General features: G+C 70.8%; 27 protein-coding genes. 23 read left to right on the forward strand and 4 right to left on the reverse strand.

What is annotated here, in order from left to right; genetic code table 11:
- Window positions 1-11 precede the first annotated feature (11 nt).
- Window positions 12-647, forward strand: coding sequence for a DJ-1/PfpI family protein (locus ACFULQ_RS08720; RefSeq protein ID WP_383540066.1), 636 nt, complete (start codon window positions 12-14; stop codon window positions 645-647).
- On the opposite strand, the gene ACFULQ_RS08725 is transcribed toward ACFULQ_RS08720, so the two are convergent.
- Window positions 634-1,392 carry an enoyl-CoA hydratase/isomerase family protein gene (locus tag ACFULQ_RS08725; protein WP_383540068.1) on the reverse strand — a complete coding sequence of 253 codons (759 nt, stop codon included), beginning with the start codon at window positions 1,390-1,392 and terminating at the stop codon, window positions 634-636. The genes ACFULQ_RS08720 and ACFULQ_RS08725 overlap by 14 nt on opposite strands.
- A 69-nt stretch (window positions 1,393-1,461) precedes the next feature.
- On the opposite strand from ACFULQ_RS08725, the gene ACFULQ_RS08730 reads away from it, so the two are divergent.
- Both ACFULQ_RS08730 and ACFULQ_RS08735 read left to right on the forward strand, forming a co-directional pair.
- A complete protein-coding gene (locus ACFULQ_RS08730; protein WP_383540075.1) occupies window positions 1,462-2,067 on the forward strand; it encodes an HdeD family acid-resistance protein in 606 nt (201 codons plus the stop codon).
- 126 nt (window positions 2,068-2,193) lie between these two features.
- Entirely contained in the window at window positions 2,194-2,718 is a 525-nt protein-coding gene (locus ACFULQ_RS08735) for an ATP-binding protein (RefSeq protein ID WP_383540077.1), read from the forward strand.
- 12 nt (window positions 2,719-2,730) lie between these two features.
- Here the strand turns inward: ACFULQ_RS08735 and idi are convergent, their stop codons facing one another.
- From idi to galE, 3 genes are all read right to left on the reverse strand, one after another.
- On the reverse strand, window positions 2,731-3,324 hold the full coding sequence (gene idi / locus ACFULQ_RS08740) for an isopentenyl-diphosphate Delta-isomerase (RefSeq protein ID WP_383540078.1): 594 nt from the start codon (window positions 3,322-3,324) through the stop codon (window positions 2,731-2,733).
- A gap of 187 nt (window positions 3,325-3,511) precedes the next feature.
- Window positions 3,512-4,453, reverse strand: coding sequence for a cation diffusion facilitator family transporter (locus tag ACFULQ_RS08745; RefSeq protein WP_383540081.1), 942 nt, complete (start codon window positions 4,451-4,453; stop codon window positions 3,512-3,514).
- A 152-nt stretch (window positions 4,454-4,605) separates the two neighbouring features.
- Window positions 4,606-5,574 carry a UDP-glucose 4-epimerase GalE gene (galE, locus tag ACFULQ_RS08750; protein ID WP_383540084.1) on the reverse strand — a complete coding sequence of 323 codons (969 nt, stop codon included), beginning with the start codon at window positions 5,572-5,574 and terminating at the stop codon, window positions 4,606-4,608.
- A 276-nt stretch (window positions 5,575-5,850) separates the two neighbouring features.
- On the opposite strand from galE, the gene ACFULQ_RS08755 reads away from it, so the two are divergent.
- The 20 genes from ACFULQ_RS08755 to ACFULQ_RS08850 all read left to right on the forward strand — a co-directional run bounded on the left by ACFULQ_RS08755 (window position 5,851) and on the right by ACFULQ_RS08850 (window position 26,905).
- On the forward strand, window positions 5,851-7,644 hold the full coding sequence (locus ACFULQ_RS08755; RefSeq protein WP_383540086.1) for a DUF5941 domain-containing protein: 1,794 nt from the start codon (window positions 5,851-5,853) through the stop codon (window positions 7,642-7,644).
- Window positions 7,641-8,393, forward strand: a complete 753-nt coding sequence (locus ACFULQ_RS08760) for a sugar phosphate nucleotidyltransferase (RefSeq protein ID WP_383540088.1) — start codon at window positions 7,641-7,643, stop codon at window positions 8,391-8,393. Before ACFULQ_RS08755 ends, ACFULQ_RS08760 begins: the two co-directional genes overlap by 4 nt.
- On the forward strand, window positions 8,381-9,442 hold the full coding sequence (locus ACFULQ_RS08765; protein WP_383540091.1) for an iron-containing alcohol dehydrogenase family protein: 1,062 nt from the start codon (window positions 8,381-8,383) through the stop codon (window positions 9,440-9,442). Before ACFULQ_RS08760 ends, ACFULQ_RS08765 begins: the two co-directional genes overlap by 13 nt.
- Window positions 9,420-10,199, forward strand: a complete 780-nt coding sequence (locus ACFULQ_RS08770; RefSeq protein ID WP_383540094.1) for a CDP-alcohol phosphatidyltransferase family protein — start codon at window positions 9,420-9,422, stop codon at window positions 10,197-10,199. Before ACFULQ_RS08765 ends, ACFULQ_RS08770 begins: the two co-directional genes overlap by 23 nt.
- 35 nt (window positions 10,200-10,234) lie before the next feature.
- On the forward strand, window positions 10,235-11,080 hold the full coding sequence (locus tag ACFULQ_RS08775) for a glycosyltransferase family 2 protein (RefSeq protein WP_383540240.1): 846 nt from the start codon (window positions 10,235-10,237) through the stop codon (window positions 11,078-11,080).
- A 97-nt stretch (window positions 11,081-11,177) separates the two neighbouring features.
- Complete coding sequence (locus ACFULQ_RS08780) at window positions 11,178-12,107, forward strand: ABC transporter permease (protein WP_383540097.1); 930 nt, start codon at window positions 11,178-11,180, stop codon at window positions 12,105-12,107.
- A 25-nt stretch (window positions 12,108-12,132) separates the two neighbouring features.
- Window positions 12,133-12,915 carry an ABC transporter ATP-binding protein gene (locus ACFULQ_RS08785; RefSeq protein ID WP_383540242.1) on the forward strand — a complete coding sequence of 261 codons (783 nt, stop codon included), beginning with the start codon at window positions 12,133-12,135 and terminating at the stop codon, window positions 12,913-12,915.
- Window positions 12,916-13,299: 384 nt separating this feature from the next.
- On the forward strand, window positions 13,300-14,202 hold the full coding sequence (hpnC, locus tag ACFULQ_RS08790) for a squalene synthase HpnC (RefSeq protein WP_383540099.1): 903 nt from the start codon (window positions 13,300-13,302) through the stop codon (window positions 14,200-14,202).
- Window positions 14,199-15,149, forward strand: coding sequence for a presqualene diphosphate synthase HpnD (gene hpnD, locus ACFULQ_RS08795; protein WP_383540103.1), 951 nt, complete (start codon window positions 14,199-14,201; stop codon window positions 15,147-15,149). The genes hpnC and hpnD overlap by 4 nt, the downstream gene beginning before the upstream one ends.
- Window positions 15,149-15,298 carry a DUF6380 family protein gene (locus ACFULQ_RS08800; RefSeq protein ID WP_383540106.1) on the forward strand — a complete coding sequence of 50 codons (150 nt, stop codon included), beginning with the start codon at window positions 15,149-15,151 and terminating at the stop codon, window positions 15,296-15,298. The genes hpnD and ACFULQ_RS08800 overlap by 1 nt, the downstream gene beginning before the upstream one ends.
- Window positions 15,295-16,689, forward strand: coding sequence for a hydroxysqualene dehydroxylase HpnE (gene hpnE, locus ACFULQ_RS08805; protein WP_383540109.1), 1,395 nt, complete (start codon window positions 15,295-15,297; stop codon window positions 16,687-16,689). Before ACFULQ_RS08800 ends, hpnE begins: the two co-directional genes overlap by 4 nt.
- Window positions 16,690-16,760: 71 nt before the next feature.
- Complete coding sequence (locus ACFULQ_RS08810) at window positions 16,761-17,825, forward strand: polyprenyl synthetase family protein (RefSeq protein WP_383540244.1); 1,065 nt, start codon at window positions 16,761-16,763, stop codon at window positions 17,823-17,825.
- 121 nt (window positions 17,826-17,946) lie between these two features.
- A complete protein-coding gene (shc, locus tag ACFULQ_RS08815; RefSeq protein WP_383540112.1) occupies window positions 17,947-19,938 on the forward strand; it encodes a squalene--hopene cyclase in 1,992 nt (663 codons plus the stop codon).
- The gene (locus ACFULQ_RS08820) at window positions 19,938-20,615 is read left to right on the forward strand and encodes a 1-hydroxy-2-methyl-2-butenyl 4-diphosphate reductase (protein ID WP_383540115.1); all 678 of its coding nucleotides are present in this window, start codon (window positions 19,938-19,940) and stop codon (window positions 20,613-20,615) included. Before shc ends, ACFULQ_RS08820 begins: the two co-directional genes overlap by 1 nt.
- A 5-nt stretch (window positions 20,616-20,620) precedes the next feature.
- Window positions 20,621-21,643, forward strand: coding sequence for an adenosyl-hopene transferase HpnH (gene hpnH, locus ACFULQ_RS08825; protein ID WP_059194988.1), 1,023 nt, complete (start codon window positions 20,621-20,623; stop codon window positions 21,641-21,643).
- Window positions 21,644-21,647: 4 nt separating this feature from the next.
- Window positions 21,648-22,805, forward strand: coding sequence for a flavodoxin-dependent (E)-4-hydroxy-3-methylbut-2-enyl-diphosphate synthase (gene ispG, locus ACFULQ_RS08830; RefSeq protein WP_383540118.1), 1,158 nt, complete (start codon window positions 21,648-21,650; stop codon window positions 22,803-22,805).
- 27 nt (window positions 22,806-22,832) lie between these two features.
- Entirely contained in the window at window positions 22,833-24,734 is a 1,902-nt protein-coding gene (gene dxs, locus ACFULQ_RS08835; protein WP_383540121.1) for a 1-deoxy-D-xylulose-5-phosphate synthase, read from the forward strand.
- Window positions 24,731-26,116: an aspartate aminotransferase family protein gene (locus ACFULQ_RS08840; RefSeq protein ID WP_383540123.1), complete on the forward strand. Its 1,386-nt coding sequence runs from the start codon at window positions 24,731-24,733 to the stop codon at window positions 26,114-26,116. The genes dxs and ACFULQ_RS08840 overlap by 4 nt, the downstream gene beginning before the upstream one ends.
- A 64-nt stretch (window positions 26,117-26,180) precedes the next feature.
- Window positions 26,181-26,786: a helix-turn-helix domain-containing protein gene (locus tag ACFULQ_RS08845; protein WP_383540126.1), complete on the forward strand. Its 606-nt coding sequence runs from the start codon at window positions 26,181-26,183 to the stop codon at window positions 26,784-26,786.
- A complete protein-coding gene (locus ACFULQ_RS08850; RefSeq protein ID WP_020135411.1) occupies window positions 26,783-26,905 on the forward strand; it encodes a DUF6126 family protein in 123 nt (40 codons plus the stop codon). Before ACFULQ_RS08845 ends, ACFULQ_RS08850 begins: the two co-directional genes overlap by 4 nt.
- Window positions 26,906-26,908 lie beyond the last annotated feature (3 nt).

The raw sequence follows: 26,908 nt of genomic DNA on the forward strand, positions 1-26,908 counted from the left end.
AGGGACCCCCCGTGCAGATCGCCATCGTCCTCTACGACCGCTTCACCGCCCTGGACGCCGTAGGACCGTACGAGACCCTCGGCCGCCTCCCCGACGCGGAGACCGTGTTCGTCGCCGAGCGGACCGGCCCGGTGCGCACCGACACCGGTGTGCTCGCCATCACCGCGGACCGGACGCTCGCCGAGGTGCCGGACCCCGACATCGTGATCGTGCCGGGCGGCCCCGGGCAGACCCCGCAGATGGAGAACACGGCACTGCTCGACTGGCTGCGCGCCGCCGACGCCACCAGCACCTGGACGACGTCCGTGTGCACCGGCTCCCTCCTGCTGGCCGCCGCCGGGCTCCTCGAAGGCCGGCGGGCGACCTCCCACTGGCTGGCTCTGGACCACCTGGAGCGCTTCGGCGCCGAGCCCACGGGGGAGCGGGTCGTGTTCGACGGCAAGTACGTCACCGCCGCGGGCGTCTCCTCCGGGATCGACATGGGGCTGGCCCTGCTCGGCCGGATCGCGGGCGACGAACACGCCCAGGCCGTACAGCTGTTGACCGAGTACGACCCGCAGCCGCCCTACGACGCGGGCTCGCCGCGGAAGGCCCCTGCGCACCTCGTCGAGGAGTTCCGCGCCAAGAGCCGCTTCATCCTGACGTAGTCCAGGTGAAGCGCGGTGCCCTGCGCTCCAGGAACGCGGCGACCCCCTCCGCGGTGTCGCCGCTGTCCCACGCCTGCCCGGCCCAGTGCGCGTCCCGGTCCGTGTGCCCGTTGGCGAACTCCTTCGCCGCGGCCTGCGTCAACTGCGAACGGGAGGCCAGGATCCGGGTGAACTCCCCGACCCGCTTGGCGAGTGCACCCTCGGGAAGCACCTCGTCGACGAGACCGGTGCGCAGCGCCCGCTCGGTGTCGATCAACTCGCCCGAGAACAGCAGGTACTTGGCGGCGGCGGGCCCGACCAGCGAGACCAACCGCCGCGTGGAGGAGGCCGGGTAGACGATCCCGAGCTTCGCCGGGGTCACCCCGAACAGCGCGCCCTCCTCGGCGAACCGCAGATCGCACGCCGCCGCGAGCTGCGCCCCGCCGCCCACACAGTGCCCCCGGACGGCCGCCAGCGTGGGCTTGGGGAAGGCCGCCAGCGCCTCCTCGGCCCGCACCGCGAGCCCTTGCGCCTCCTCGGGCCCCTGACGCAGCGTGGAGATGTCGGCGCCCGCGCAGAACGTCCCGCCCTCCCCGGTCAGCACGAGCGCCCGCACCCCCGGATCGGCGGCCAGCGTGTCGAGCAGCGGCGGCAGCGCCCGCCACATCGCGGCCGTCATGGCGTTGCGCTTGGCCGGATGGTGGACCACGACGGTGGCGACCGAGTCGGTGACGGTGTGCAGCAGCTGCGGCTCGGGGTACTCCATGGGTCGGATGCTAGCCGTACCCCCCGACCGGACGATCACGACGGGGGCCGCAGCGCGAGGAGGCCCCGCATGGCAGTGAACAAGGCGGAGAACCCGGAGACGGCCAAACTGAGCCGGGAGTTCGGCTGGCTCGCGGCGCTCGGTGTGATCCTGGTGATCGCCGGACTCGTCGGGCTGGTCTACACCGGGGTGGCCACGCTCACCTCGATGATCCTGTTCGGCTGGCTCCTGCTGATCGGCGGCGTGGTCGGACTGCTGCACGCGGTCCAGGCCCGGGGCTCCAGCTTCTTCTGGCTCGGGGTCGTGGTCGCCGCCCTGAACATCGCGGCCGGTGTCGTGGTCATCGCCCGCCCGGAGGCGGCGGCCGCGGCGCTGACCATGTTCGCCGCGCTGCTCTTCCTGACCGGCGGGGTGTTCCGGCTGGTCGGCAGTCTGGTGGTGCGGGGACCGCAGTTCGGCTGGACGCTCGTGCAGGGCGCCTTCGGTCTGCTGCTGGGCATCCTGGTGCTGGCCTCCTGGCCGAGCAGCAGCAAGTACGTGATCGGCTGCTTCTTCTCGCTCGCCCTGCTCTTCGACGGCCTCGGGCTCATCGCCACCGGCTTCGGCGGACGAAAGATCGTCGGCATGGTCACCGAGCAGCGCGAGGCGGTCGTCAAGCCGACACCATCCGAATAGTTCCGCGCGGAATCGGTCAGGGGCACTCGATATGTGCTGACTTCTGTTCAGACATCCGGAGGGGGGCGGTGCCCTGCCAACACTCGACATGTGGTGACAATCGAGCGCAAGGGTGGCGACCGAAGAATGGACGACCATGGGCGCGGGTCAGGCCCACGCCCGACGGACAGCGGAGAAGATCCCCTCGAACCGGCCCCCCTCGACCGGGGCACACCGGACCCGCTGCCGTACGAGGGCGTGTGGCGGTTCACCGCCCCGGCCGTCGACGCGTCGGTCCCGCAGGCCCGGCACGCCGTGCGGGACCTGCTCCACCGCCAGGGCGTGCCCGTCTCGGAGGACCTCGTCCAGGGCCTCCTGCTGATCGTGTCCGAGCTGGTCACGAACGCCGTGCGGCATGCGGCTCTGCTCTCGCCGATGCTCGCCGTGGAGGTGGCCGTGGGCGCGGAGTGGGTGCGGGTGTCCGTGGAGGACAACCACCCCTACCGGCCGACCGCCCTGGAGGCCGCCCACAGCGAGACCGGGGGCCGGGGCCTGCTGCTGGTGCGCGAGATCACCCGGGAGGCGGGCGGCGCCTGCGACGTCGAGCACACGGCGGGCGGCGGCAAGGTGATCTGGGCCGCCCTGCCGCTCAAGACCGTGTCCGTGTCCTAGGGGCGACCGCGGTCACCAGCCCGCGGTCGGGCCCGTCAGCTCCCTGACCGCGGGTCGGGCCGCGTCCAGCACCGTCATGAACCACGACGAGAAGGGGTCCTTCGCGTGCCGCTCCGCGAGCTCCGCCGGGGTCACGAAGGCGGTCGCGCCGACCTCCTCGGCGTCCGGGTCGAGCGGCGATTGCACCAGGCCGACGAACAGGTGGTTGTACTCCTGCTCGACCAGACCGGAGTCGGGGTCCGGGTGGTTGTAGCGGACCGTGCCCGCCTCGGCCAGCAGCGACGGGGAGACGCCCAGCTCCTCGTACGTCCGCCGGGCCGCCGCCGCGAAGGGCGCCTCGCCGGGGTAGGGGTGGCCGCAGCAGGTGTTGGACCACACACCGGGGGAGTGGTACTTGCCCAGCGCCCGCTGCTGGAGCAGCAGCCGGCCCCGCTCGTCGAAGAGGAACACCGAGAAGGCGCGGTGCAGCTGTCCCGGCGGCTGGTGGGCGGCGAGCTTCTCCGCGGTGCCGATCGTCACACCGTGCTCGTCGACCAGTTCCAGCAGGATCGCGTTCGCGGCGCCGTTCGACGGAGTGTGCGTCGTGGTGGCAGGTGTGGTCGGCATACCCATCCTTCACATCGGTCTTCGCGCCCCAAGTGTGCCGCACGGATCCGGCACTCCCGGCAGTTGATCGTGCCCGGCGCGGCGGGCGGGGAACCGCCTGGGGCGGGGCTGTGGGGTGGAGGACGCAAAGGTGCGCCGGATCGCTGCATTCCGTCAGAACGGGCGTTTCATGCACCGTACACGTGTGTCAGTGGCACAGATGCGCCTCGTGCTCCGCGTGCCCGCCCGGCTCCAGCTGGAAGGTGCAGTGCTCCACGTCGAAGTGGTCCCCGAGGCAGCCCTGGAGTTCGTGCAGCATCTTCTCGTGGCCGATCGCGCTGAGCACCTCGGAGCTCACCACCACGTGCGCGGACAGCACCGGCATGCCCGAGGTGATCGTCCAGGCGTGCAGGTCGTGGACGTCCTCCACCCCGTCGAGAGCCAGGATGTGGGTCCGCACCTCCGTCATGTCGACGCCCCTGGGCGCCGACTCCAGCAGCACGTCGAGGGTCTCGCGCAGCAGCTTGAGGGTGCGCGGCACGATCATCAGGCCGATGACGAGCGAGGCGATCGGGTCGGCGGCCTGCCAGCCCGTGGTGAGGATCACCGTCGCCGAGATCAGCACCGCGAGCGAGCCCAGCGCGTCCGCGGCGACCTCCAGGAAGGCGCCGCGCACGTTCAGGCTCTCCTTCTGACCGCGCATGAGCAGGGTCAGCGAGATCATGTTGGCGACCAGACCGATCGCGCCGAACACGATGGTCAGCCCGCCCTCGGTCTCGGCCGGCGTGATGAACCGCTGGATCGCCTCGTACAGGACGTACCCGCCGACCACCAGCAGCAGCAGACAGTTCGCGAGGGCGGCCAGGATCTCCGCGCGGGCGTACCCGAAGGTGCGGTTGCCGGTGGCCGGGCGGTTCGCGAAGTGGATCGCGAGGAGGGCCATGCCGAGGCCCAGCGCGTCCGTGGCCATGTGCGCCGCGTCCGCGACCAGGGCGAGGGAGTCCGCGACGACACCGCCGACGATCTCGATCACCATGACGGTGAGCGTGATCGACAACGCCACCCGCAGCCTGCCGACGTACGCCGCGGTCGCCGTACCGCCGGCCGGGGCGTGCGAGTGCGTGTGCCCGTGATCGTGCCCTGCCCCCATGGCTGCCGCCTCCTACGCATCGGTGCGGAGCAGCCGGAGAAGCCGGTCCGCGATCACAGTGAACTACGGGCGGGGGGTATCGGGCAACGCGGCACTGAACACCGTTGTCATGTGCCCTGACCTGGGCAAACGATCCGCAGGTCAGGGCAGCCTCACCGGTGGTGCAGCTGCCAGCCCTGCCAGGCGGACTCGATCATCTCGCGTACCCCGCGCCGCGCGCTCCAGCCGAGCGTCTCGGCGGCCCGGGCGGCCGAGGCCACCGACACGGGGGCGTCGCCGGGGCGGCGCGGTTCCACGACGGCGGTCCTGCGGTCTCCGGTCACCTCGCCGATCACCGTGACCATCTCGCGCACGGAGACCCCCTCGCCGCGACCGATGTTGACCGTCAGATCACCGCTCAGGTCGCCCGCGGACAGCCGTCGGGCCGCCGCGAGGTGGGCCTCGGCGAGGTCGGCGACATGGATGTAGTCACGGATGCAGGTGCCGTCCGGGGTCGGGTAGTCGTCGCCGAAGATCCGCGGGGCCTCGTCGCGGGTGAGCCGGTCGAAGACCATCGGGACGATGTTGAAGACACCGGTGTCCGCCAGTTCTGGCGCGACCGCTCCGGCCACGTTGAAATAGCGCAGACAGACGGTGGAGATCCCGTGGGCCCGTCCGGCCGCCCGCACCAGCCACTCCCCGGTGAGCTTCGTCTCGCCGTACGGGTTCACGGGGGCGCAGGGCGTCTCCTCCGTGATCAGTCCCACAGCGGGGTTGCCGTAGACGGCCGCCGACGAGGAGAAGAGGAAGCGCTCGATCCCGGCTTCCGCGACCGCCTCCAGGAGCGTCGCGAGGCCGCCGACGTTCTCCTGGTAGTAGCGGGTGGGCTGCGCCACCGACTCCGCGACCTGCTTGCGCGCAGCGAGATGCACCACACCCGTCACCGCGTGCTCGGCCAGCACCCGCTTGAGCAGGCCGCCGTCCAGCGCGGAGCCGCGGACCAGCGGGACCTCGGCAGGGAGCCGCGCGGGCACCCCCGCCGAGAGGTCGTCCAGGACGAGCACCCGTTCCCCGGCCCCCGTCATGGCCCGCGCCACATGCGCCCCTATGTATCCGGCACCGCCGGTGATCAGCCACGTCATGGTCGTCCACCCTATGTCGACACCCTCGGGCCGCGTGATGTCCCGGATGTCCGCTCTGGGGGGCGCGGTTTGTGGGCGGGGGGCCGGATCACCGATGATGATCGCGGCAAAGGCCGGGGGAGGCGGTGTTGATCGGCCCGTTAACGGGCGGTGAACGCAGCCTTCTTGGCATCCGATAGCCTCTGCCGACATGCCGCCCGCCTGGTCCAGCCAAGGGGCGCCCCCATCGTGCACATGACCGGCGCCCGCGCGTCGGCACCCAGGGAGTGAGTTCGGTTGTCGACCGCCATCCTCACCGGTCAGCCGGTCCCCGGATCGTCGATCGAGGGTGATCTGCGGTCCCTCGGCTTCGACGTGCGGGTCGCCGTGGACGCCGCCGACGCCGAGCGGCTGGTCGCCGAATCACCCTGTGAGCAACGGGTCGCCCTGGTCGACGCCCGCTTCGTGGGCCATGTGCACGCGCTGCGCCTCGGCCTCACCGACCCCCGCTTCTCCCTCGCGGCCGTGCCCGGCGCCGTCACCGCGCAGCCCGACGGCCGCGTGACGCTCACCCGGGCGCTGGCCCGCGAGAACTCCGCCGGCGGCGGTACGGCGGTCGCCGTGGACAGCCTGCCCGACCGCATAGTCTCCGCGCTGGTCGAGGACGGCGCCGACGTGCACCGCCCCGAGCTCGGCAGCCTGGTCGCCGCCGTCCCCGCCGACCCCCAGGCCCGCAACGAGGCACGGCAGGCCGTCGCGGACGTCGACGACGAGGCCGTACGCCTGAAGTCGGCCGTGAAGTCCCGCGACGGGTTCTTCACCACGTACTTCATCAGCCCCTACTCCCGCTACATCGCGCGCTGGTGCGCCCGCCGGGGCCTCACCCCGAACCAGGTCACCACCGCCTCCCTGATCACCGCCCTGATCGCGGCGGCCTGCGCGGCCACGGGGACGCGCGGCGGGTTCATCGCGGCCGGTGTCCTGCTGATCGCCTCGTTCGTCCTGGACTGCACCGACGGCCAGCTCGCCCGCTACTCCCTCCAGTACTCCACGCTCGGCGCCTGGCTCGACGCCACTTTCGACCGGGCCAAGGAGTACGCCTACTACGCGGGCCTCGCGCTCGGCGCCGCCCGCGGCGGCGACGACGTCTGGGCCCTCGCGCTGGGCGCGATGATCCTCCAGACCTGCCGGCACGTCGTCGACTTCTCCTTCAACGAGGCGAACCACGACGCCACCGCCAACACCAGCCCCACGGCCGCACTTTCGGGCAAGCTCGACAGCGTCGGCTGGACGGTCTGGGTGCGGCGGATGATCGTCCTGCCGATCGGCGAACGCTGGGCGATGATCGCGGTCCTCACGGCGGTCACCACTCCCCGGATCACCTTCTACGTGCTGCTCATCGGCTGCGCGTTCGCGGCGACCTACACGACCGCGGGCCGGGTGCTGCGGTCGCTGACGCGCAAGGCGCAGCGGACGGACCGGGCGGCGGGGGCGCTGGCGGATCTGGCGGACAGCGGGCCCCTCGTCCAGGCGCTGGCGCGGATCCTCCGGGGGAACGGCCCGCACCTGGCGCCCCTGAGCGCAGCCGTGGGCGGCGGCCTGGTCGTCGCCGGAGCCTGGGTGTGGGGCTCGGGATGGTGGGTCGTGCTGATGGCCGGCACCTATGTCCTGCTCTCCGCGGAAGCCGTCTCCCGCCCCCTCAAGGGCGCCCTCGACTGGCTCGTCCCCCCGCTCTTCCGCGCCGCCGAGTACGGCACCGTCCTGATCCTCGCGGCCAAGGCGGACGTGAACGGAGCCCTTCCTGCGGCTTTCGGGCTGGTGGCGGCCGTCGCCTACCATCACTACGACACGGTGTACCGCATCCGCGGCAACGCCGGAGCGCCCCCGGCCTGGCTGGTGCGTGCCGTCGGGGGGCAGGAGGGGCGCACGCTCCTCGTCGCCGTTCTGGCCGCGGTGCTCACCGCTTCGCAGTTCACGGTCGCGCTCACGGTCCTGGCCGTGGCCGTCGCCCTGGTGGTGCTCGCCGAGAGCATCCGCTTCTGGGTGTCCGCAGGGGCACCCGCCGTACACGACGAAGGAGAACCCGCATGATCGGCCTCGTGCTGGCGGCCGGCGCCGGACGCCGACTGCGCCCCTACACCGACAGCCTGCCGAAGGCTCTGGTGCCGGTGGGCCCCGCGGGCATAGAGGGCGAACCCACGGTTCTCGACCTGACCCTCGCCAACTTCGCCGAGATCGGCCTGACCGAGGTCGCCGTCATCGTCGGCTACCGCAAGGAGGCCGTGTACGAGCGCAAGGCGGCCCTGGAGGCCAAGTACGGCCTCAAGCTGACCCTCATCGACAACGACAAGGCCGAGGAGTGGAACAACGCCTACTCCCTGTGGTGCGGCCGTGACGCCCTCAAGGACGGCGTGATCCTCGCCAACGGCGACACCGTCCACCCGGTCTCCGTGGAGAAGACGCTGCTCGCCGCGCGCGGTGAGGGCAGGCGGATCATCCTGGCCCTGGACACCGTGAAGTCCCTCGCGGACGAGGAGATGAAGGTCGTCGTCGACCCCGAGAAGGGCATGACGAGGATCACCAAGCTGATGGACCCCGCCGAGGCCACCGGCGAGTACATCGGCGTCACCCTCATCGAGGGCGACGCCGCCCCCGAACTGGCCGACGCGCTGAAGGCGGTCTGGGAGACCGACCCGCAGCAGTTCTACGAGCACGGCTACCAGGAGCTCGTGAACCGCGGCTTCCGGATCGACGTGGCGCCGATCGGCGACGTCCAGTGGGTGGAGATCGACAACCACGACGATCTCGCCCGCGGACGGGAGATCGCATGCCGGTACTGACCAGGCTGATTCCCTCGCCGGTCGTCGTGGACATCCGCCCGGGTGCCCTCGACGACCTGGCCGGGGTACTCGCCGACGAGCGCATCTCGCACTCGGGCAAGCTCGCCGTCGCCGTGAGCGGCGGTTCGGGCGCCCGGTTGCGTGCGCGGATCGAGCCCGCCCTGCCCGGCGCCACCTGGTACGAGGTCGGCGGTGGGACCATCGACGACGCGGTCCAACTGGCCACCGACATAAAGGCCGGCCACTTCGACGCCGTCGTGGGGCTCGGTGGCGGAAAGATCATCGACTGCGCCAAGTTCGCGGCGGCCCGCGTGGGCCTGCCCCTGGTCGCGGTCGCCACCAACCTCGCGCACGACGGCCTGTGTTCGCCGGTGGCCACCCTGGACAACGACGCCGGCCGCGGCTCGTACGGGGTGCCGAACCCGATCGCGGTGGTCATCGACCTCAACGTGATCCGTGAGGCCCCGGTGCGCTTCGTGCGCTCCGGCATCGGCGACGCCATCTCGAACATCTCGGCCGTCGCCGACTGGGAACTCGCCAACCGGGTCAACGGCGAGAAGATCGACGGTCTCGCCGCGGCGATGGCCCGTCAGGCCGGGGAAGCGGTGCTCAGGCACCCTGGCGGAGTCGGCGACGACGCTTTCCTCCAGGTCCTCGCCGAGGCGCTGGTCCTCACCGGCATCGCCATGTCGGTGTCCGGGGACTCCCGCCCGTCCTCCGGCGCCTGCCACGAGATCAACCACGCGTTCGACCTGCTCTACCCCAAGCGCGCCGCCGCCCATGGCGAGCAGTGCGGCCTGGGCGCGGCCTTCGCGATGTACGTGCGCGGAGCCCATGAGGAAGCGGCCTCCATGGCCCAGGTGCTGCGCCGGCACGGACTGCCGGTGCTGCCGGAGGAGATCGGCTTCACGCCCGCGGAGTTCGTCCGTGCCGTGGAGTTCGCTCCGGAGACCCGCCCGGGCCGCTACACCATCCTCGAACACCTCGACCTCAAGACCGACCAGATCAAGGACATCTACACCGACTATGTCAAGGCCATCGGTAGCTGAACTCCGTCCGGTCGTCCACCCCGTCGGGGTCAAGGACCGGCGCAGCGGTGAGCACTGGATGGGACGCCTCTACATGCGTGAGGTGTCCCTGCGGGTGGACCGCTACCTGGTGAACACCAGGGTCACGCCCAACCAGCTCACGTACCTGATGACCGTCTTCGGTGTCCTCGCGGCCCCGGCGCTGCTGGTGCCGGGGATCCCGGGGGCCGTGCTCGGCGTGGTCTGCGTCCAGATGTACCTGCTGCTGGACTGCGTCGACGGCGAGATCGCGCGCTGGAAGAAGCAGTACTCGCTGAGCGGCGTGTACCTGGACCGGGTCGGCGCCTACCTCACCGACGCCGCCGTCCTGGTCGGCTTCGGGCTGCGCGCCGCCGACCCGTTCGGCAGCGGCCGTATCGACTGGCTGTGGGCCTTCCTCGGCACGCTCGCCGCGCTCGGCGCGATCCTGATCAAGGCCGAGACCGACCTCGTGGGCGTGGCCCGGCACCAGACCGGCAAGCCGCCCGTGCAGGAGTCGGCCGCCGAGATGCGCTCCTCCGGCATGGCGCTGGCCCGCAAGGCCGCCTCCCTGCTCAAGTTCCACCGGCTGATCCTCGGTATCGAGGCGTCCCTGCTGATCCTGGTCCTCGCGATCGTCGACCAGGTGCGCGACGACCTGTTCTTCTCCCGGCTCGGCGTCGCCGTGCTGGCCGGCATCGCGATGCTCCAGACCCTGCTGCACCTCGTGTCGATCCTCGCCTCCAGCAGGCTGAAGTGAGCACCGGCGTGAAGGTCGGCGCGGTGATCATCACCATGGGCAACCGCCCCGAGGAGCTGCGGGCCCTGCTCGACTCGGTCGCCAAGCAGGACGGCGACCCCATCGAGGTGGTCGTGGTCGGCAACGGCTCACCCGTCCCGGACGTCCCCGAGGGCGTCCGCACGATCGAGCTGCCCGAGAACCTCGGCATCCCCGGCGGGCGCAACGTCGGCATCGAGGCCTTCGGGCCCAGCGGTCGAGATGTCGACATATTGCTCTTCCTCGACGACGACGGCCTCCTCCCCCACCACGACACCGCCGAACTGTGCCGCCAGGCGTTCACCGAGGACCCCCGGCTCGGCATCGTCAGCTTCCGCATCGCCGACCCCGACACCGGGGTCACCCAGCGCCGGCACGTCCCGCGGCTGCGCGCCTCCGATCCGATGCGCTCCTCCCGGGTCACCACCTTCCTCGGCGGCGCCAACGCCGTGCGCACCCAGGTCCTCGCCGAAGTCGGCGGCCTGCCGGAGGCATTCTTCTACGCCCACGAGGAAACCGACCTGGCATGGCGGGCCCTCGACGCGGGCTGGATGATCGACTACCGGTCCGACATGGTGCTGTACCACCCCACGACCGCGCCCTCGCGGCACGCGGTCTACCACCGCATGGTCGCCCGCAACCGCGTCTGGCTCGCCCGCCGCAACCTGCCCGCCCCGCTGGTCCCCGTCTACCTCGGCGTCTGGCTGCTGCTGACCCTGCTGCGCCGCCCCTCTCGGCCTGCGCTGAAGGCCTGGTTCGGCGGTTTCCGGGAAGGCTGGAGCACCCCGTGCGGTCCGCGCCGGCCCATGAAGTGGCGTACGGTGTGGCGGCTCACCCGACTGGGCCGCCCCCCTGTCATCTGACAAGCTCGTATCCGAGAGCAGCCGGGCCGCACCGCGGCCCCACGCTCATGCCCTGCCTCCACAGGCCGCGCATCTCGAAGACGAAAGTTACCCACCATTGAGTGAGACAACGCACGACGGCAAGGTCGCGACCGCCGCGCCCGTGTCGCCCGACCAGGGCCTCACGGCGGCGCAGCTCGCCGCGAAGTACGGACTGGCCGTGAGCGGCGCCCGGCCCTCGCTCGTGGACTACGTCCGCCAGCTCTGGGACCGGCGCCACTTCATCCTCGCGTTCTCGCGGGCGAAGCTGACCGCCCAGTACAGCCAGGCCAAGCTCGGCCAGCTGTGGCAGGTGGCGACCCCGCTGCTGAACGCCGGTGTGTACTTCGTCATCTTCGGCGTCATCCTCGACGCGAGCCGGGGGATGTCGAAGGACGTGTACATCCCGTTCCTGGTCACGGGTGTCTTCGTGTTCACCTTCACGCAGAGCTCGGTCATGGCGGGCGTGCGCGCCATCTCCGGCAACCTCGGCCTGGTCCGCGCGCTGCACTTCCCGCGCGCCTCCCTGCCGATCTCCTTCGCGCTCCAGCAGCTCCAGCAGCTGCTGTTCTCGATGCTCGTGCTGTTCGCGGTGGCGGTCGGCTTCGGGCACTACCCGGACCTGTCCTGGGCGCTGATCGTCCCGGTGCTGGCCCTTCAGTTCCTGTTCAACACCGGCCTCGCGCTGATCATGGCCCGCGCCGGCGCCAAGACCCCCGACCTGGCCCAGCTGATGCCGTTCGTGATGCGCACCTGGATGTACGCGTCCGGCGTGATGTTCTCCATCCCGATCATGCTGGCCGACAAGCCGCAGTGGGTCGCCACGGTCCTCCAGTGGAACCCCGCGGCCCTCTACATGGACCTGATGCGCTTCGCCCTGATCGACGACTACGGCGCCGAGAACCTGCCCGACCACGTCTGGGCTGCGGCGGGCGGCTGGGCGGCGCTCTTCGCGATCGGCGGCTTCGTGTACTTCTGGAAGGCGGAGGAAAGGTACGGCCGTGGCTGAGGACATCCGCGACGCGCAGCTGCCCATGATGACGGCGGACGCGCAGACGCCCACCGTCATCGCGGACGAGCTGCACATCGTCTACCGCGTCAACGGCGCCAAGACCGGCAAGGGCAGCGCGACCGCCGCGCTCAGCCGCATCCTCAAGCGAGGCTCCGACGACGCCGCGCGGGGTGTGCGCAAGGTGCACGCCGTGCGGGGCGTCTCCTTCGTCGCGTACAAGGGGGAGGCCATCGGTCTGATCGGCTCCAACGGCTCCGGCAAGTCGACCCTGCTGCGCGCCATCGCCGGTCTGCTGCCCGCCGAGAGCGGCCGCGTCTACACCCACGGCCAGCCCTCCCTGCTCGGCGTCAACGCGGCTCTGATGAACGACCTCACGGGTGAGCGGAACGTCATCCTGGGCGGTCTGGCCATGGGCATGTCCCGGGAGCAGATCAAGGAGCGCTACCAGGAGATCGTCGACTTCTCCGGGATCAACGAGAAGGGCGACTTCATCACCCTTCCGATGCGCACCTACTCCTCGGGCATGGCGGCCCGGCTGCGCTTCTCCATCGCCGCCGCCAAGGACCACGACGTCCTCATGATCGACGAGGCCCTGGCCACCGGTGACCGCAAGTTCCAGAAGCGCTCCGAGGAACGCATCCGGGAACTGCGCAAGGAGGCCGGCACGGTGTTTCTCGTCAGTCACAACAACAAGTCGATCCGTGACACCTGCGACCGCGTCCTGTGGCTGGAGCGCGGGGAGCTGCGCATGGACGGCCCGACCGAAGAGGTCATCAAGGAGTACGAGAAGTTCACGGGCAAGTAGTCCACCGCGCCCCGACGAAAAAGACCGCTCCGCTTGACCGGGCCCCGCCGGAACTGCTCCGGCGGGGCCCCGCGTCTGCAAAGGAAACGTCAACTTCCGCGGCCCTTAGGAATCTTGGGGCCAATCGGTGTGTTCTTGTGATGCGCAGGACACCCCGACGATCCCCGCCGCGTTGTACAACGTAAGCTGTACCGGTGCCCAATCGCGGCAAGTAGGGCGATAATGCGCGACACCCGCACAGGGACGCCGCGCGGACGGCCGGGCGGCGTGTCCGAAATAGTGTGTATTGGGTCCGCGGTGTAGAACGGGAGATGTGACGGCGATGGCTTCGGAAACTCCCCAGCTCAGCGCAGCACGTGCCGTCCCCGCCCCAGGCAGGCAGCGATGACGGAGACCGGCACGACGCGCCCCGGAGCGACGGAGCGCGGAACGCTCGACAAGGCCGCGGCGGAGAACTTCCCCGTGGCCCCCTTCTTCCTGCCCAAGGACTGGCGCGCCGACCTCATGGCGGTCTACGGCTTCGCGCGCCTCGTCGACGACATCGGTGACGGCGATCTCGCCCCCGGCGGCGCCGACGCCCGGCTGCTCGGCGTAGCACCGCAGGAGGCCGAGGACCGCCTGCTGCTCCTCGACGCCTTCGAGGCCGACCTGAACCGGGTCTTCGACGGCACCCCGCACCACCCCCTGCTGCGCCGCCTCCAGCCCACCGTCCGCCGCCGCGCACTGAGCCCCGAGCCCTTCCTCGGCCTGATCGCCGCCAACCGCCAGGACCAGCTCGTCACCCGCTACGAGACCTACGACGACCTGCTCGCCTACTGCGAGCTGTCCGCCAACCCCGTCGGCCGTCTCGTGCTCGCCGTCACCGGCACCTCGACCCCCGAGCGGGTCCGCCTCTCCGACGCGGTCTGCACGGCCCTCCAGATCGTCGAACACCTCCAGGACGTCGCCGAGGACCTCGGCCGCGACCGGATCTATCTGCCCGCCGCGGACATGAAGCGCTTTCATGTCCAGGAGGCGGATCTCGCCACGAAAAGCGCGGGCGCATCGGTGCGCGCTCTGGTTGCATACGAAGCGCAACGCGCCCGCGAACTCCTGAATGAAGGCGCCCCCCTGGTGGGTAGCGTCCACGGCAGACTGAAGCTGCTGCTCGCGGGGTTCGTGGCCGGGGGAAGGGCGGCGCTCCGCGCGATCGCCGCCGCAGAACACGACGTACTTCCCGGCCCGCCCAAGCCCGGCAAGCTCCAGCTGCTGCGCGAGGTGGGCGTCGCTCTGCGAGGAGAGGGGTGAATCGGACCGTGGAGTCACCACCGCACGTGTCCGCACCGGTACTCGCCGCCTACAGCTACTGCGAGGCAGTGACCGGACAGCAGGCGCGCAACTTCGCCTACGGCATCAGGCTGCTGCCGACGTCCAAGCGACGTGCGATGTCGGCGCTCTACGCGTTCTCCCGGCGCGTCGACGACATCGGCGACGGCGCGCTGGCGGACGACGTGAAGGCCGCGAGACTCGAGGACACCCGGGCGATGCTGACCCGGGTGCAGGAGGGTTCGGTCGACGAGGACGACACCGACCCGGTGGCCGTCGCCCTCGCCCACGCCGCCCGGACCTTCCCGATCCCGCTCGGCGGCCTCGACGAACTGATCGACGGCGTCCTGATGGACGTCCGCGGCGAGACCTACGAGACCTGGGACGACCTGAAGGTGTACTGCCGCTGTGTGGCGGGCGCCATCGGCCGGCTCTCGCTCGGCGTCTTCGGCACCGAACCCGGGGCGCGCGCCGCCGAACGCGCGCCGGAGTATGCCGACACGCTCGGGCTCGCCCTCCAGCTCACCAACATCCTCAGAGACGTCCGTGAGGACGCCGAGGGCGGCCGCACCTATCTGCCCGCCGACGACCTCGCGAAGTTCGGCTGCTCGGCCGGCTTCAAGGGGTCGCAACCACCCGAGGGAGCCGACTTCGCGGGCCTCGTGCACTTCGAAGTGCGTCGGGCCCGCGCTCTTTTCGCCGAGGGCTACCGGCTGCTCCCCATGCTGGACCGGCGCAGCGGCGCCTGTGTCGCCGCCATGGCCGGCATCTACCGCCGGCTGCTCGACCGCATCGAGCGCGACCCCGAGGCGGTGCTGCGCGGCCGGGTCTCGCTCCCCGGGCGCGAGAAGGCGTACGTCGCGGTCCGCGGCCTGTCGGGGCTGGACGCACGGCATGTGACGCGGCAGACCGTCAGGAGGCGCGCCTGATGGGCGAAGTGGACAATCCACTCCAAGGTGATGCCGCCGGAGAAAAGTGGCACGCAACCCTCCGCTCCGGGACGGCGTCCCTGACTGCAACGGTCGGCCGTGCACCCACCGAGCACCACGGCGGCCGCGCAGGGGAGGGTGTGCGATGACCGACGGGCATCAGTCCGGGCGGGACGCCGTCGTGATCGGCGGCGGGCTCGCCGGGATCACCGCCGCGCTCGCGCTCGCCGACGCCGGAGTGCGCGTCACCCTGCTCGAAGGACGGCCCCGCCTCGGCGGGCTCGCCTTCTCCTTCCAGCGCGGCGACCTGACCGTCGACAACGGCCAGCACGTCTACCTGCGGTGCTGCACCGCCTACCGCTGGTTCCTCGACCGCATCGAGGGGACGGCGCTGGCGCCCTTGCAGGATCGTCTCGACGTGCCCGTTCTCGACCTGGCCCGGCCCGCGGGCCGGCGGCTCGGCAGACTGCGGCGCGACGCACTGCCGGTGCCCCTGCACCTGGGGCGCAGTCTCGCGACCTACCCGCATCTCTCGCTCGCCGAGCGGGCCAGGGTGGGGCGTGCCGCGCTCGCGCTCAAGGGGCTCGACCTCGCCGATCCGAGCCTGGACGCACAGGACTTCGGCAGCTGGCTGACCGCGCACGGTCAGTCGGCGCGTGCCGTCGAGGCCCTGTGGGACCTGGTCGGGGTCGCCACCCTCAACGCGGTCGCGGGCGACGCCTCGCTGGGGCTCGCCGCGATGGTGTTCAAGACCGGTCTGCTGTCCGACCCGGGCGCGGCCGACATCGGCTGGGCGCGCGTCCCGCTGGGCGACCTGCATGACCGGCTCGCCCGCAAGGCGCTCGACTCCGCGGGCGTGCGTACCGAGGTCCGTACACGCGTCACCTCCATCTCTACTGACGAGAACGGCACTTGGAGCGTTCAGGTTCCCGGGGAGACACTCCGGGCGGACGCCGTGGTGCTGGCCGTCGCCCAGCACGAGGCCGCTGACCTGCTGCCTCAGGGCGCGCTGGACGCCCCGGAAAATCTCCGGGAGATCGGCACCGCGCCGATCCTCAACGTCCATGTCGTCTACGACCGCAAGGTGCTCGGCACACCCTTCTTCGCCGCCCTGGGCAGCCCCGTGCAGTGGGTCTTCGACCGCACCGACGCCTCCGGACTGCGCGCGGGCCAGTACCTCGCCCTGTCCCAGTCGGCCGCGCACCACGAGATCGACTCACCGGTGGCGGAACTGCGCGAGCGGTATCTGCCCGAGCTGGAGCGGCTGCTCCCGCTCGCGCGCGGCGCCGAGGTGCAGGACTTCTTCGTGACGAGGGAGCGCACGGCGACCTTCGCTCCCACCCCCGGTGTCGGACGGCTGCGGCCCGGCGCCCGTACGAAAGCCCCCGGCCTCTACCTGGCCGGTGCGTGGACCGCCACAGGGTGGCCCGCGACCATGGAGAGTGCGGTCCGCAGCGGTGTGAGTGCGGCGGACGCCGCGCTGAGCACCCTGGGCCGGCCCCGCCCCGCCCACCTCTTCGACGTCGAGGAGGCCGCGTGATGCTCGATCAGCACGGCGCGACCGGCCCCAGCACCTCCGGTACCGCAACAAGAGGAGAGACTGTGCCCACTGTGCCCCCTGCCGAGACGGCTGCTCGGAGGACCGCGGTGGACGTGACCGCGCTCCTGGAGCGCGGCCGGACCCTGGCCACACCGGTGCTGAGGGCGGCCGTCGACCGCCTGGCGCCCCCGATGGACACCGTGTCCGCCTACCACTTCGGCTGGATCGACGCCCAGGGCAACCCCGCGGACGGCGACGGCGGCAAGGCCGTGCGCCCCGCGCTCGCGGTGCTCTCGGCCGAGGTCACCGGTGCCGCGCCCGAGACCGGCATCCCGGGCGCGGTCGCCGTCGAACTGGTCCACAACTTCTCGCTCCTGCACGACGACCTGATGGACGGCGACGAACAGCGCCGCCACCGCGACACCGTCTGGAAGGTGCACGGCCCCGCCCAGGCCATCCTGGTCGGCGACGCCCTGTTCGCCCTCGCCAACGAGATCCTCCTGGAGCTCGGCACCGTCGAGGCGGGCCGCGCCACGCGCCGCCTCACCACCGCCACCCGCGCCCTCATCGACGGCCAGGCGCAGGACATCTCCTACGAGCACCGCGACCGCGTGAGCGTCGAGGAGTGCCTGGAGATGGAGGGCAACAAGACCGGCGCCCTGCTGGCCTGCGCCTCCTCCATCGGCGCGGTGCTCGGCGGGGCGGACGACCGCACCGCCGACACCCTGGAGAAGTACGGCTACCACCTCGGCCTCGCCTTCCAGGCCGTCGACGACCTCCTCGGCATCTGGGGCGACCCGGTCTCCACCGGCAAGCAGACCTGGAGCGATCTTCGCCAGCGCAAGAAGTCCCTGCCGGTGGTGGCCGCGCTCGCGGCGGGCGGTGCCGCCTCCGAGCGGCTCGGCGAGCTCCTCGCCGCCGACGCCAAGAGCAGCGACTTCGAGAACTTCTCCGAGGAGGAGTTCGCGGCCCGCGCCGCCCTCATCGAGGAGGCGGGCGGCCGCGAGTGGACGGCCGCGGAGGCACGCCGTCAGCACGCCGTCGCCATCGAGGCCCTCCACGCCGTCGACATGCCCGAGCGGGTCCGGGAGCAGTTCACGGCGCTGGCCGACTTCGTCGTCGTACGAAAGAGATGATCACTATCGGTCGAATAGCCCTCGCGTAGTCGCCGGCCGGTGCTGCGAGGAAAGGAAAGGCACCGGCCGACGGCGGACCCGCAGCAGAGCACCACATTGCACACTGCACGAAGGGGAAGCCATGACAGCGACGACCGACGGAAGCACCGGGGCCCTGCCGTCCCGCGCTGCCGCGGCCAGCGAAACCCGTCTCGACACCCCCGTGGCGGCCGGGGTACAAGAAGCCGCCGTACGGGCAGTCCAGCGCGCCACCGACCACCTGCTCGCCCGTCAGGATGCCCAGGGCTGGTGGAAGGGCGACCTGGAGACCAACGTCACCATGGACGCCGAGGACCTGCTGCTCCGGCAGTTCATCGGCATCCGCGACGAGGCGACCACCCGTGCCGCCGCCCAGTTCATCCGCGGAGAGCAGCGCGAGGACGGCACCTGGGCCAGCTTCTACGGCGGGCCCGGCGAACTCTCCACCACCATCGAGGCGTACGTCGCCCTCCGCCTGGACGGCGACGCGCCGGACGCCCCGCACATGGCCAAGGCGTCGGCCTGGATCCGCGCCCAGGGCGGTATCGCCGCCGCCCGGGTGTTCACCCGGATCTGGCTCGCCCTGTTCGGCTGGTGGAAGTGGGAGGACCTGCCCGAACTCCCGCCGGAGCTCATCTACTTCCCCAAGTGGTTCCCGCTCAACATCTACGACTTCGGGTGCTGGGCCCGCCAGACCATCGTCCCGCTGACGATCGTCTCGGCGAAGCGTCCGGTCCGGCCCGCGCCCTTCCCGCTCGACGAACTGCACACCGACCCCGCCGACCCGAACCCCGCCACACCCCTCGCCCCGGTGGCGAGTTGGGACGGCGCCTTCCAGCGCCTCGACAAGGCCCTGCACCAGCTGCGCAAGGTCGCCCCGCGCAGACTCCGCAGAGCCGCCATGAACTCCGCCGCTCGCTGGATCATCGAGCGGCAGGAGAACGACGGCTGCTGGGGCGGCATCCAGCCCCCGGCCGTGTACTCGGTGATCGCCCTGCACCTGCTCGGCTACGACCTCGAACACCCCGTCATGCGGGCCGGGTTGGAATCCCTGGACCGCTTCGCCATCTGGCGCGAGGACGGGGCCCGGATGATCGAGGCCTGCCAGTCCCCGGTGTGGGACACCTGCCTCGCCACCATCGCCCTCGTCGACGCGGGCGTACCCGCCGATCATCCGCAGCTCGTGAGGGCGGCGGACTGGATGCTGGGCGAGGAGATCGTGCGGCCCGGCGACTGGGCCGTCAAGCGTCCCCAACTCCCGCCGGGGGGCTGGGCGTTCGAGTTCCACAACGACAACTACCCCGACATCGACGACACCGCCGAGGTCGTCCTCGCCCTGCGCCGGGTCCGGCACCACGACCCCGAGCGGGTCGAGCGGGCCATCGGACGGGGGGTGCGCTGGAACCTCGGGATGCAGTCGAAGAACGGCGCCTGGGGCGCCTTCGACGTCGACAACACCAGTCCCTTCCCCAACCGGCTGCCCTTCTGCGACTTCGGCGAGGTCATCGACCCGCCGTCCGCCGACGTCACCGCCCACGTGGTGGAGATGCTGGCGGTCGAGGGGCTCTCCCACGACCCGCGCACCCGGCGCGGCATCGACTGGCTGCTCGCCGAACAGGAGGCGGACGGCTCGTGGTTCGGGCGCTGGGGCGTCAACTACGTCTACGGCACGGGGTCCGTGGTGCCCGCGCTGACCGCCGCCGGACTGCCCTCCTCGCACCCGGCGATCCGCCGGGCCGTCGCCTGGCTGGAGAAGGTGCAGAACGACGACGGCGGCTGGGGCGAGGACCTGCGCTCCTACAAGTACGTCAAGGAGTGGAGCGGCCGCGGCGCCTCCACCGCCTCCCAGACGGCCTGGGCGCTGATGGCGCTGCTGGCGGCGGGGGAGAGGGACTCCAAGGCCGTCGAGCGCGGCATCGAGTGGCTCGCGAGCACCCAGCGCGAGGACGGCTCCTGGGACGAGCCCTACTTCACCGGAACCGGCTTCCCCTGGGACTTCTCCATCAACTACCACCTCTACCGGCAGGTCTTCCCGCTCACCGCGCTGGGCCGTTACGTCCATGGAGAACCGTTCTCCCGGACCGAGGCACTCTGATGAGCACCGAGCCCGCCACCGCCCCGCTGCTGATCGCCTGCGCGCTCGGCATCGAGCACCTCGCCCTGCGCACGGGCGAGCGCGGCGGGGCCGGCGGGCGCGGCGGAGCGGGCGGCCGAGGTGGGGCGGGTGGCCCGGTCACCGTGCTCCGGACCGGGATGGGCCCCAGGGCGGCCGAGCGTGCCGTCACCGAGGCCCTGGCGAACCCCGCGCTCGACGGGGCCGCCGTCCTGGCCACCGGCTTCTGCGCGGGCCTCGCCCCCGGGATGCACCCCGGCGATCTGGTCGTCGCCGAGGAGACCCGGGATCCGGACGGAACCGTTCCCTGTGTGGAGACCGACCTACTCGTCAAGGAGCTGGTTCGGGCCGTACCGGGACGTACCGTGCATACCGGACCCCTCACCGGCTCCGATCACGTCGTCCGTGGTCACGAGCGGTCGGATCTGCTCGCGACCGGCGCGATCGCGGTCGACATGGAGTCCGCGGCCACGCTGCTGAGCGCCGTGCGCGCGGGCGAGCGCCCGGTTGCGGCCGTCCGGGTGGTCGTGGACGCTCCACAACATGAACTCGTCCGGATCGGCACGGTACGCGGTGGAATATCGGCCTTCCGCGTCCTTCGTTCCGTTCTTCCCGCTTTCTATGAATGGCACCGTTCCTTGCTGCTCCCCAGGAGGTGAGCCAGATGGCCATGCCGCTGCGTCAGTCCATCAAGGTCGCTACATACTTGGCCGAACAGAAGCTCCGCAAGCGGGACAAGTTCCCGCTGATCGTGGAGCTGGAACCTCTCTTCGCATGCAACCTGAAGTGCGAGGGCTGCGGCAAGATCCAGCATCCGGCGGGCGTGCTCAAGCAGCGCATGCCGGTGGCGCAGGCCGTCGGGGCGGTGTTGGAGTCCGGTGCGCCGATGGTCTCCATCGCCGGCGGCGAGCCGCTGATGCACCCGCAGATCGACGAGATCGTGCGGCAGCTGGTGGCGAAGAAGAAGTACGTCTTCCTCTGCACCAACGCCATGCTGCTGCGCAAGAAGATGGACAAGTTCACGCCCTCCCCCTACTTCGCCTTCGCGGTGCACATCGACGGGCTGCGCGAGCGGCACGACGAGTCCGTGGCGAAGGAGGGCGTGTTCGACGAGGCGGTGGAGGCGATCAAGGAGGCCAAGAAGCGCGGCTTCCGGGTCACCACCAACTCGACTTTCTTCAACACCGACACCCCGCAGACCATCATCGAGGTGCTCAACTTCCTCAACGACGACCTCAAGGTCGACGAGATGATGATCTCGCCCGCCTACGCCTACGAGAAGGCGCCCGACCAGGAGCACTTCCTGGGCGTGGAGCAGACCCGTGAGCTGTTCAAGAAGGCCTTCGCGGGGGGCAACCGCAGGAAGTGGCGGCTCAACCACTCCCCGCTCTTCCTGGACTTCCTGGAGGGCAAGGTCGACTTCCCGTGCACGGCCTGGGCGATCCCGAACTACTCCCTGTTCGGCTGGCAGCGGCCCTGCTACCTGATGAGCGACGGGTACGTGCCGACGTACCGCGAACTCATCGAGGAGACCGACTGGGACAAGTACGGCCGCGGCAAGGACCCGCGCTGCGCCAACTGCATGGCGCACTGCGGCTACGAGCCCACCGCCGTCCTCGCCACCATGGGCTCGCTCAAGGAGTCGCTGCGGGCCATGCGCGAGACCGTCTCCGGAAACCGCGAGTAGTGCCATGACCGCCATTCCCTTGGGCGTCCCCGAGGTACCGGTCCGGCCGATCGCCGAGCGGCGCGTGTCGCGGCAGATCATGGTCGGGCCGGTGGCGGTCGGGGGCGGGGCCCCGGTGTCGGTGCAGTCGATGACGACGACCCGTACGTCCGACATCGGCGCCACGCTCCAGCAGATCGCCGAGCTCACGGCGTCCGGCTGCCAGATCGTCCGCGTCGCCTGTCCCACGCAGGACGACGCGGACGCCCTCGCGACGATCGCCCGCAAGTCGCAGATCCCGGTGATCGCGGACATCCACTTCCAGCCCAAGTACGTGTTCGCGGCGATCGAGGCCGGCTGCGCGGCCGTACGCGTCAATCCCGGCAACATCAAGCAGTTCGACGACAAGGTGAAGGAGATCGCGCGGGCCGCGAAGGACCACGGCACGCCGATCCGGATCGGGGTGAACGCCGGGTCGCTGGACCGGCGGCTGCTCCAGAAGTACGGCAGGGCGACCCCTGAGGCCCTGGTGGAGAGCGCGCTGTGGGAGGCGTCGCTCTTCGAGGAGCACGGGTTCCGGGACATCAAGATCTCGGTGAAGCACAACGACCCGGTGGTGATGGTCAGCGCCTACCAGCAGCTGGCCGAGCAGTGCGACTACCCGCTGCACCTGGGCGTCACGGAGGCCGGTCCCGCGTTCCAGGGGACGATCAAGTCGGCGGTGGCCTTCGGGGCGCTCCTCAGCAGGGGCATCGGCGACACCATCCGGGTCTCGCTGTCCGCCCCGCCCGCCGAGGAGGTCAAGGTCGGCATCCAGATCCTGGAGTCGCTGAACCTGCGGCAACGGCGGCTGGAGATCGTCTCGTGTCCGTCCTGCGGGCGCGCCCAGGTCGACGTCTACAAGCTGGCCGACGAGGTCACGGCGGGCCTTACGGGCATGGAAGTGCCCCTGCGGGTCGCGGTGATGGGGTGTGTGGTCAACGGTCCCGGCGAGGCGCGGGAGGCCGACCTCGGGGTCGCCTCCGGCAATGGCAAGGGGCAGATCTTCGTGAAGGGCGAGGTCATCAAGACCGTCCCCGAGTCGAAGATCGTGGAGACCCTCATCGAGGAGGCGATGAAGATCGCCGAACAGATGGAGAAGGACGGCGTCGCGTCGGGGGAGCCGGCCGTCACCGTGAGTTGAACAGCACGGACCGAAGGGGGCCCGAGCGTGACCATTCTGGAGAACATCCGGGGACCACGCGACCTGAAGGCGCTGTCCGAATCGGATCTCGGTGAACTGTCCGAGGAAATCAGGGACTTCCTGGTGCACGCGGTGGCCAGGACCGGCGGACACCTCGGGCCCAACCTGGGGGTGGTGGAACTCTCCATCGCGCTCCACCGGGTCTTCGAGTCACCCGCCGACCGCATCGTGTGGGACACCGGCCATCAGAGCTATGTGCACAAGATCCTGACAGGGCGTCAGGACTTCTCGAAGCTGCGTTCCAAGGGCGGCCTGTCCGGCTACCCCTCGCGCGCCGAGTCCGAGCACGACATCGTCGAGAACAGCCACGCCTCCACCGCGCTCGGCTGGGCCGACGGGCTCGCCAAGGCCCGCCAGGTGCAGGGGGAGACGGGGCATGTCGTCGCGGTCATCGGCGACGGCGCGCTCACCGGCGGCATGGCCTGGGAGGCGCTCAACAACATCGCGGCCGCCAAGGACCGGCCGCTGATCATCGTCGTCAACGACAACGAGCGGTCGTACTCGCCGACCATCGGCGGCCTCGCCAACCACCTGGCCACCCTGCGCACGACCGACGGCTACGAGAAGGTGCTGGCCTGGGGCAAGGACGTACTCCTGAAGACCCCGGTGGTCGGCAACACCATCTACGAGTCCCTGCACGGCGCGAAGAAGGGGTTCAAGGACGCCTTCGCGCCGCAGGGCATGTTCGAGGACCTCGGGCTGAAGTACGTCGGCCCGATAGACGGACACGACATCGGGGCCGTCGAGTCGGCGCTCAGGCGGGCGAAACGGTTCCACGGGCCGGTGCTCGTGCACTGCCTGACGGAGAAGGGACGCGGCTACGAGCCCGCCCTCGCGCACGAGGAGGACCACTTCCACACCGTCGGTGTGATGGACCCCCTCACCTGCGAGCCGCTCGCCCCCTCCAACGGGCCGTCCTGGACCTCGGTGTTCGGCGACGAGATCGTGGCGATCGGGGAGGAGCGCGAGGACGTCGTGGCGATCACGGCGGCCATGCTGCACCCGGTCGGGCTCGGGAAGTTCGCCGCCCGGTTCCCGGACCGGGTGTGGGACGTCGGGATCGCCGAGCAGCACGCGGCGGTCTCCGCGGCCGGCCTCGCGACGGGCGGGCTGCACCCGGTCGTCGCCGTCTACGCCACCTTCCTGAACCGTGCCTTCGACCAGCTCCTCATGGATGTCGCCCTGCACCGCTGCGGGGTCACGTTCGTGCTGGACCGGGCCGGGGTCACGGGGGTCGACGGGGCCTCGCACAACGGCATGTGGGACATGTCGATCCTCCAGGTCGTGCCCGGTCTGAGGATCGCCGCGCCCCGGGACGCCGACCAACTCCGGGCGCAGCTGCGGGAGGCGGTCGCCGTGGACGACGCGCCGACGCTGGTGCGGTTCCCGAAGGAGTCGGTGGGACCGGCGGTGCCGGCCGTCGACCGGGTGGGCGGACTGGACGTCCTGCACCGTTCCTCGGACGTACCGGACGTCCTGCTGGTCGCCGTCGGTGTCATGGCGCCCGTCTGCCTCCAGGCCGCCGAGCTGCTGGCGGCCCGCGGCATCAACTGCACGGTCGTGGACCCCCGTTGGGTCAAACCCGTCGACCCGGCGCTGCCCGGCCTCGCCGCCGAGCACCGGCTGGTGGCCGTCGTCGAGGACAACAGCCGGGCCGCCGGGGTGGGCGCCGCGGTCGCGCTGGCCCTCGGGGACGCCGAAGTCGATGTGCCGGTGCGGCGGTTCGGGATCCCCGAGCAGTTCCTCGCGCACGCCAAGCGGGGCGAGGTGCTCGCCGACATCGGTCTGACGCCGGTCGAGGTGGCGGGGCGGATCAGCGCGAGCCTGGCCGTCAAGGAACAGGCCGAAGCCAAGGAGAAAGCTGAATGAGCACGGAGTTCGACCTCGGCAGACTCCTGGCCGAGCGCGGAGCCGAGCGGTACGAGCTGCACGGGAAGTACCTGAACCACCAGCTCCCGCGCATGCTGCACACCATCGGCTTCGACAAGGTCTACGAGCGCGGTGAGGGCGCCTACTTCTGGGACGCGGACGGCAACGACTACCTGGACATGCTCGCCGGGTTCGGGGTGATGGGCCTGGGGCGCCACCACCCCGTCGTCCGCAAGGCCCTGCACGACGTCCTCGACGCCCAGCTCGCCGACCTCACCCGCTTCGACTGCCAGCCGCTGCCCGGGCTGCTGGCCGAGAAGCTCCTCGCGCACAGCCCGCACCTGGACCGGGTGTTCTTCGGCAACAGCGGCACCGAGGCGGTGGAGACCGCGCTCAAGTTCGCCCGGTACGCCACCGGCAAGCCCCGGGTCCTGTACTGCGACCACGCCTTCCACGGACTGACCACCGGGTCGCTGTCGGTCAACGGCGAGGCCGGCTTCCGGGACGGCTTCGCGCCCCTGCTGCCCGACACGGCCGTGCCCCTCGGGGACCTCGACGCCCTGGCCCGGGAGCTGAAGAAGGGCGATGTCGCCGCCCTGGTCGTCGAGCCGATCCAGGGCAAGGGCGTGCACGAGGCCCCGCCCGGCTATCTGCGGGCCGCGCAGGAGCTGCTGCGCAAGCACAAGGCACTGCTCATCGCCGACGAGGTGCAGACCGGGCTCGGGCGCACGGGGGACTTCTACGCCTACCAGCACGAGGAGGAGGTCGAGCCCGACCTGGTGTGCGTGGCCAAGGCGCTCTCCGGCGGATATGTGCCGGTCGGCGCCACCCTCGGCAAGGACTGGATCTTCAAGAAGGTCTACTCGTCCATGGACCGGGTGCTGGTCCACTCGGCGAGCTTCGGGTCCAACGCCCAGGCGATGGCCGCGGGGCTCGCCGTGCTGTCGGTCATGGAGCAGGAGCAGATCGTCGCGAATGCACGCGCCACCGGTGAGCTGCTGAAGTCCCGGCTCGCTGCCCTCGTCGACAAGTACGAGCTGCTCGCCGACGTGCGCGGCCGGGGCCTGATGATCGGCATCGAGTTCGGAAAGCCCAGGTCGCTCAAGCTGCGCGGCCGCTGGACCATGCTCCAGGCCGCACGCAAGGGCCTGTTCGCGCAGATGGTCGTCGTACCGCTGCTGCAACGGCACCGGATCCTCACCCAGGTCTCCGGGGACCACCTGGAGGTCATCAAGCTGATCCCGCCGCTCGTCGTCGGCGAGAAGGAAGTGGACCGGTTCGTCGACGCCTTCACCGATGTGATGGACGACGCGCACAGCGGCAGCGGGCTGATGTGGGACTTCAGCAAGACGCTGGTGAAGCAGGCGGTGGCGAATCGCTGATCCGCGGGTTTGCCTCTGAGGCAAGAAAATTGCCGCTGAGGCAAAACTGCGGCTCAATGGAGTCATGAGCTCCCCTGAAGCCTTCACGGAGCTGCCCTCGGTGGCTCCCCAGCTTCGCGCCCTGCGCCGCCGCGCCTCCCTCACCCTGGAGGCCGCGGCCGCCGCCGCGGGGCTGTCGCCCGCTCACCTGTCCCGCCTGGAGACCGGTCAGCGCCAGCCCTCGCTGCCCATGCTGCTCGCGCTCGCCCGTATCTACGGTACGACGGTCTCGGAACTGCTGGGCGAGACGGTCGCCGACCGGGACTCCGTCGTACGCGCCGCCGACATGGAACCGACCGCGGCCGGCGGCTGGACCTACTTCCAGGCGGGCGCCTCCGGGCGCGCGATGCAGGCCCTGCGGGTGCAGGTGCCGCACGGCTCCCAGGGCGACATCGTGCGCGTGCACCCCGGCGAGGAGTGGCTCCACGTCCTGCGCGGACGGCTGCGCCTGCGCCTCGGTGACGCCACGCACCTGCTCGGACCCGGCGACAGCGCGCACTTCGACTCGCTCACCCCGCACCGCATCGCCGCCCAGGACCCCGACGGAGTCGAGCTCCTGTTCGTCCACACCCTGTTGCAGAGTCCCACGGCCACCCTGTGCCTGGGCCCCACCCCTGGAGAGACGCCATGAGTGACATGGAGGAGAAGTTCCCCCGCGCCCTGTGGGTGCGCCTGCTCATCTACCTGGCCGCCGGACATGTCTTCGCGGCCTTCCTCTACCTGCTCTTCGAGGTGGGAGCCGGACAGTAGGAG

Source organism: Streptomyces sp. NPDC057253, assembly GCF_042669125.1.
Lineage (GTDB): Bacteria > Actinomycetota > Actinomycetes > Streptomycetales > Streptomycetaceae > Streptomyces.

Excerpts from the sequence above, each read along its gene's own strand:
- ACFULQ_RS08725 (WP_383540068.1), bottom strand. The coding sequence starts at position 1,392 with ATGGAGTACCCCGAGCCGCAGCTGCTGCACACCGTCACCGACTCGGTC.
- ACFULQ_RS08730 (WP_383540075.1), top strand. The coding sequence starts at position 1,462 with ATGGCAGTGAACAAGGCGGAGAACCCGGAGACGGCCAAACTGAGCCGG.
- ACFULQ_RS08735 (WP_383540077.1), top strand. The coding sequence starts at position 2,194 with ATGGACGACCATGGGCGCGGGTCAGGCCCACGCCCGACGGACAGCGGA.
- idi (WP_383540078.1), bottom strand. The coding sequence starts at position 3,324 with ATGCCGACCACACCTGCCACCACGACGCACACTCCGTCGAACGGCGCC.
- ACFULQ_RS08745 (WP_383540081.1), bottom strand. The coding sequence starts at position 4,453 with ATGGGGGCAGGGCACGATCACGGGCACACGCACTCGCACGCCCCGGCC.
- galE (WP_383540084.1), bottom strand. The coding sequence starts at position 5,574 with ATGACGTGGCTGATCACCGGCGGTGCCGGATACATAGGGGCGCATGTG.
- ACFULQ_RS08760 (WP_383540088.1), top strand. The coding sequence starts at position 7,641 with ATGATCGGCCTCGTGCTGGCGGCCGGCGCCGGACGCCGACTGCGCCCC.
- ACFULQ_RS08765 (WP_383540091.1), top strand. The coding sequence starts at position 8,381 with ATGCCGGTACTGACCAGGCTGATTCCCTCGCCGGTCGTCGTGGACATC.
- ACFULQ_RS08770 (WP_383540094.1), top strand. The coding sequence starts at position 9,420 with ATGTCAAGGCCATCGGTAGCTGAACTCCGTCCGGTCGTCCACCCCGTC.
- ACFULQ_RS08775 (WP_383540240.1), top strand. The coding sequence starts at position 10,235 with ATGGGCAACCGCCCCGAGGAGCTGCGGGCCCTGCTCGACTCGGTCGCC.
- ACFULQ_RS08785 (WP_383540242.1), top strand. The coding sequence starts at position 12,133 with ATGATGACGGCGGACGCGCAGACGCCCACCGTCATCGCGGACGAGCTG.
- hpnC (WP_383540099.1), top strand. The coding sequence starts at position 13,300 with ATGACGGAGACCGGCACGACGCGCCCCGGAGCGACGGAGCGCGGAACG.
- ACFULQ_RS08800 (WP_383540106.1), top strand. The coding sequence starts at position 15,149 with ATGGGCGAAGTGGACAATCCACTCCAAGGTGATGCCGCCGGAGAAAAG.
- hpnE (WP_383540109.1), top strand. The coding sequence starts at position 15,295 with ATGACCGACGGGCATCAGTCCGGGCGGGACGCCGTCGTGATCGGCGGC.
- shc (WP_383540112.1), top strand. The coding sequence starts at position 17,947 with ATGACAGCGACGACCGACGGAAGCACCGGGGCCCTGCCGTCCCGCGCT.
- ACFULQ_RS08820 (WP_383540115.1), top strand. The coding sequence starts at position 19,938 with ATGAGCACCGAGCCCGCCACCGCCCCGCTGCTGATCGCCTGCGCGCTC.
- hpnH (WP_059194988.1), top strand. The coding sequence starts at position 20,621 with ATGGCCATGCCGCTGCGTCAGTCCATCAAGGTCGCTACATACTTGGCC.
- ispG (WP_383540118.1), top strand. The coding sequence starts at position 21,648 with ATGACCGCCATTCCCTTGGGCGTCCCCGAGGTACCGGTCCGGCCGATC.
- ACFULQ_RS08840 (WP_383540123.1), top strand. The coding sequence starts at position 24,731 with ATGAGCACGGAGTTCGACCTCGGCAGACTCCTGGCCGAGCGCGGAGCC.
- ACFULQ_RS08845 (WP_383540126.1), top strand. The coding sequence starts at position 26,181 with ATGAGCTCCCCTGAAGCCTTCACGGAGCTGCCCTCGGTGGCTCCCCAG.
- ACFULQ_RS08850 (WP_020135411.1), top strand. The coding sequence starts at position 26,783 with ATGAGTGACATGGAGGAGAAGTTCCCCCGCGCCCTGTGGGTGCGCCTG.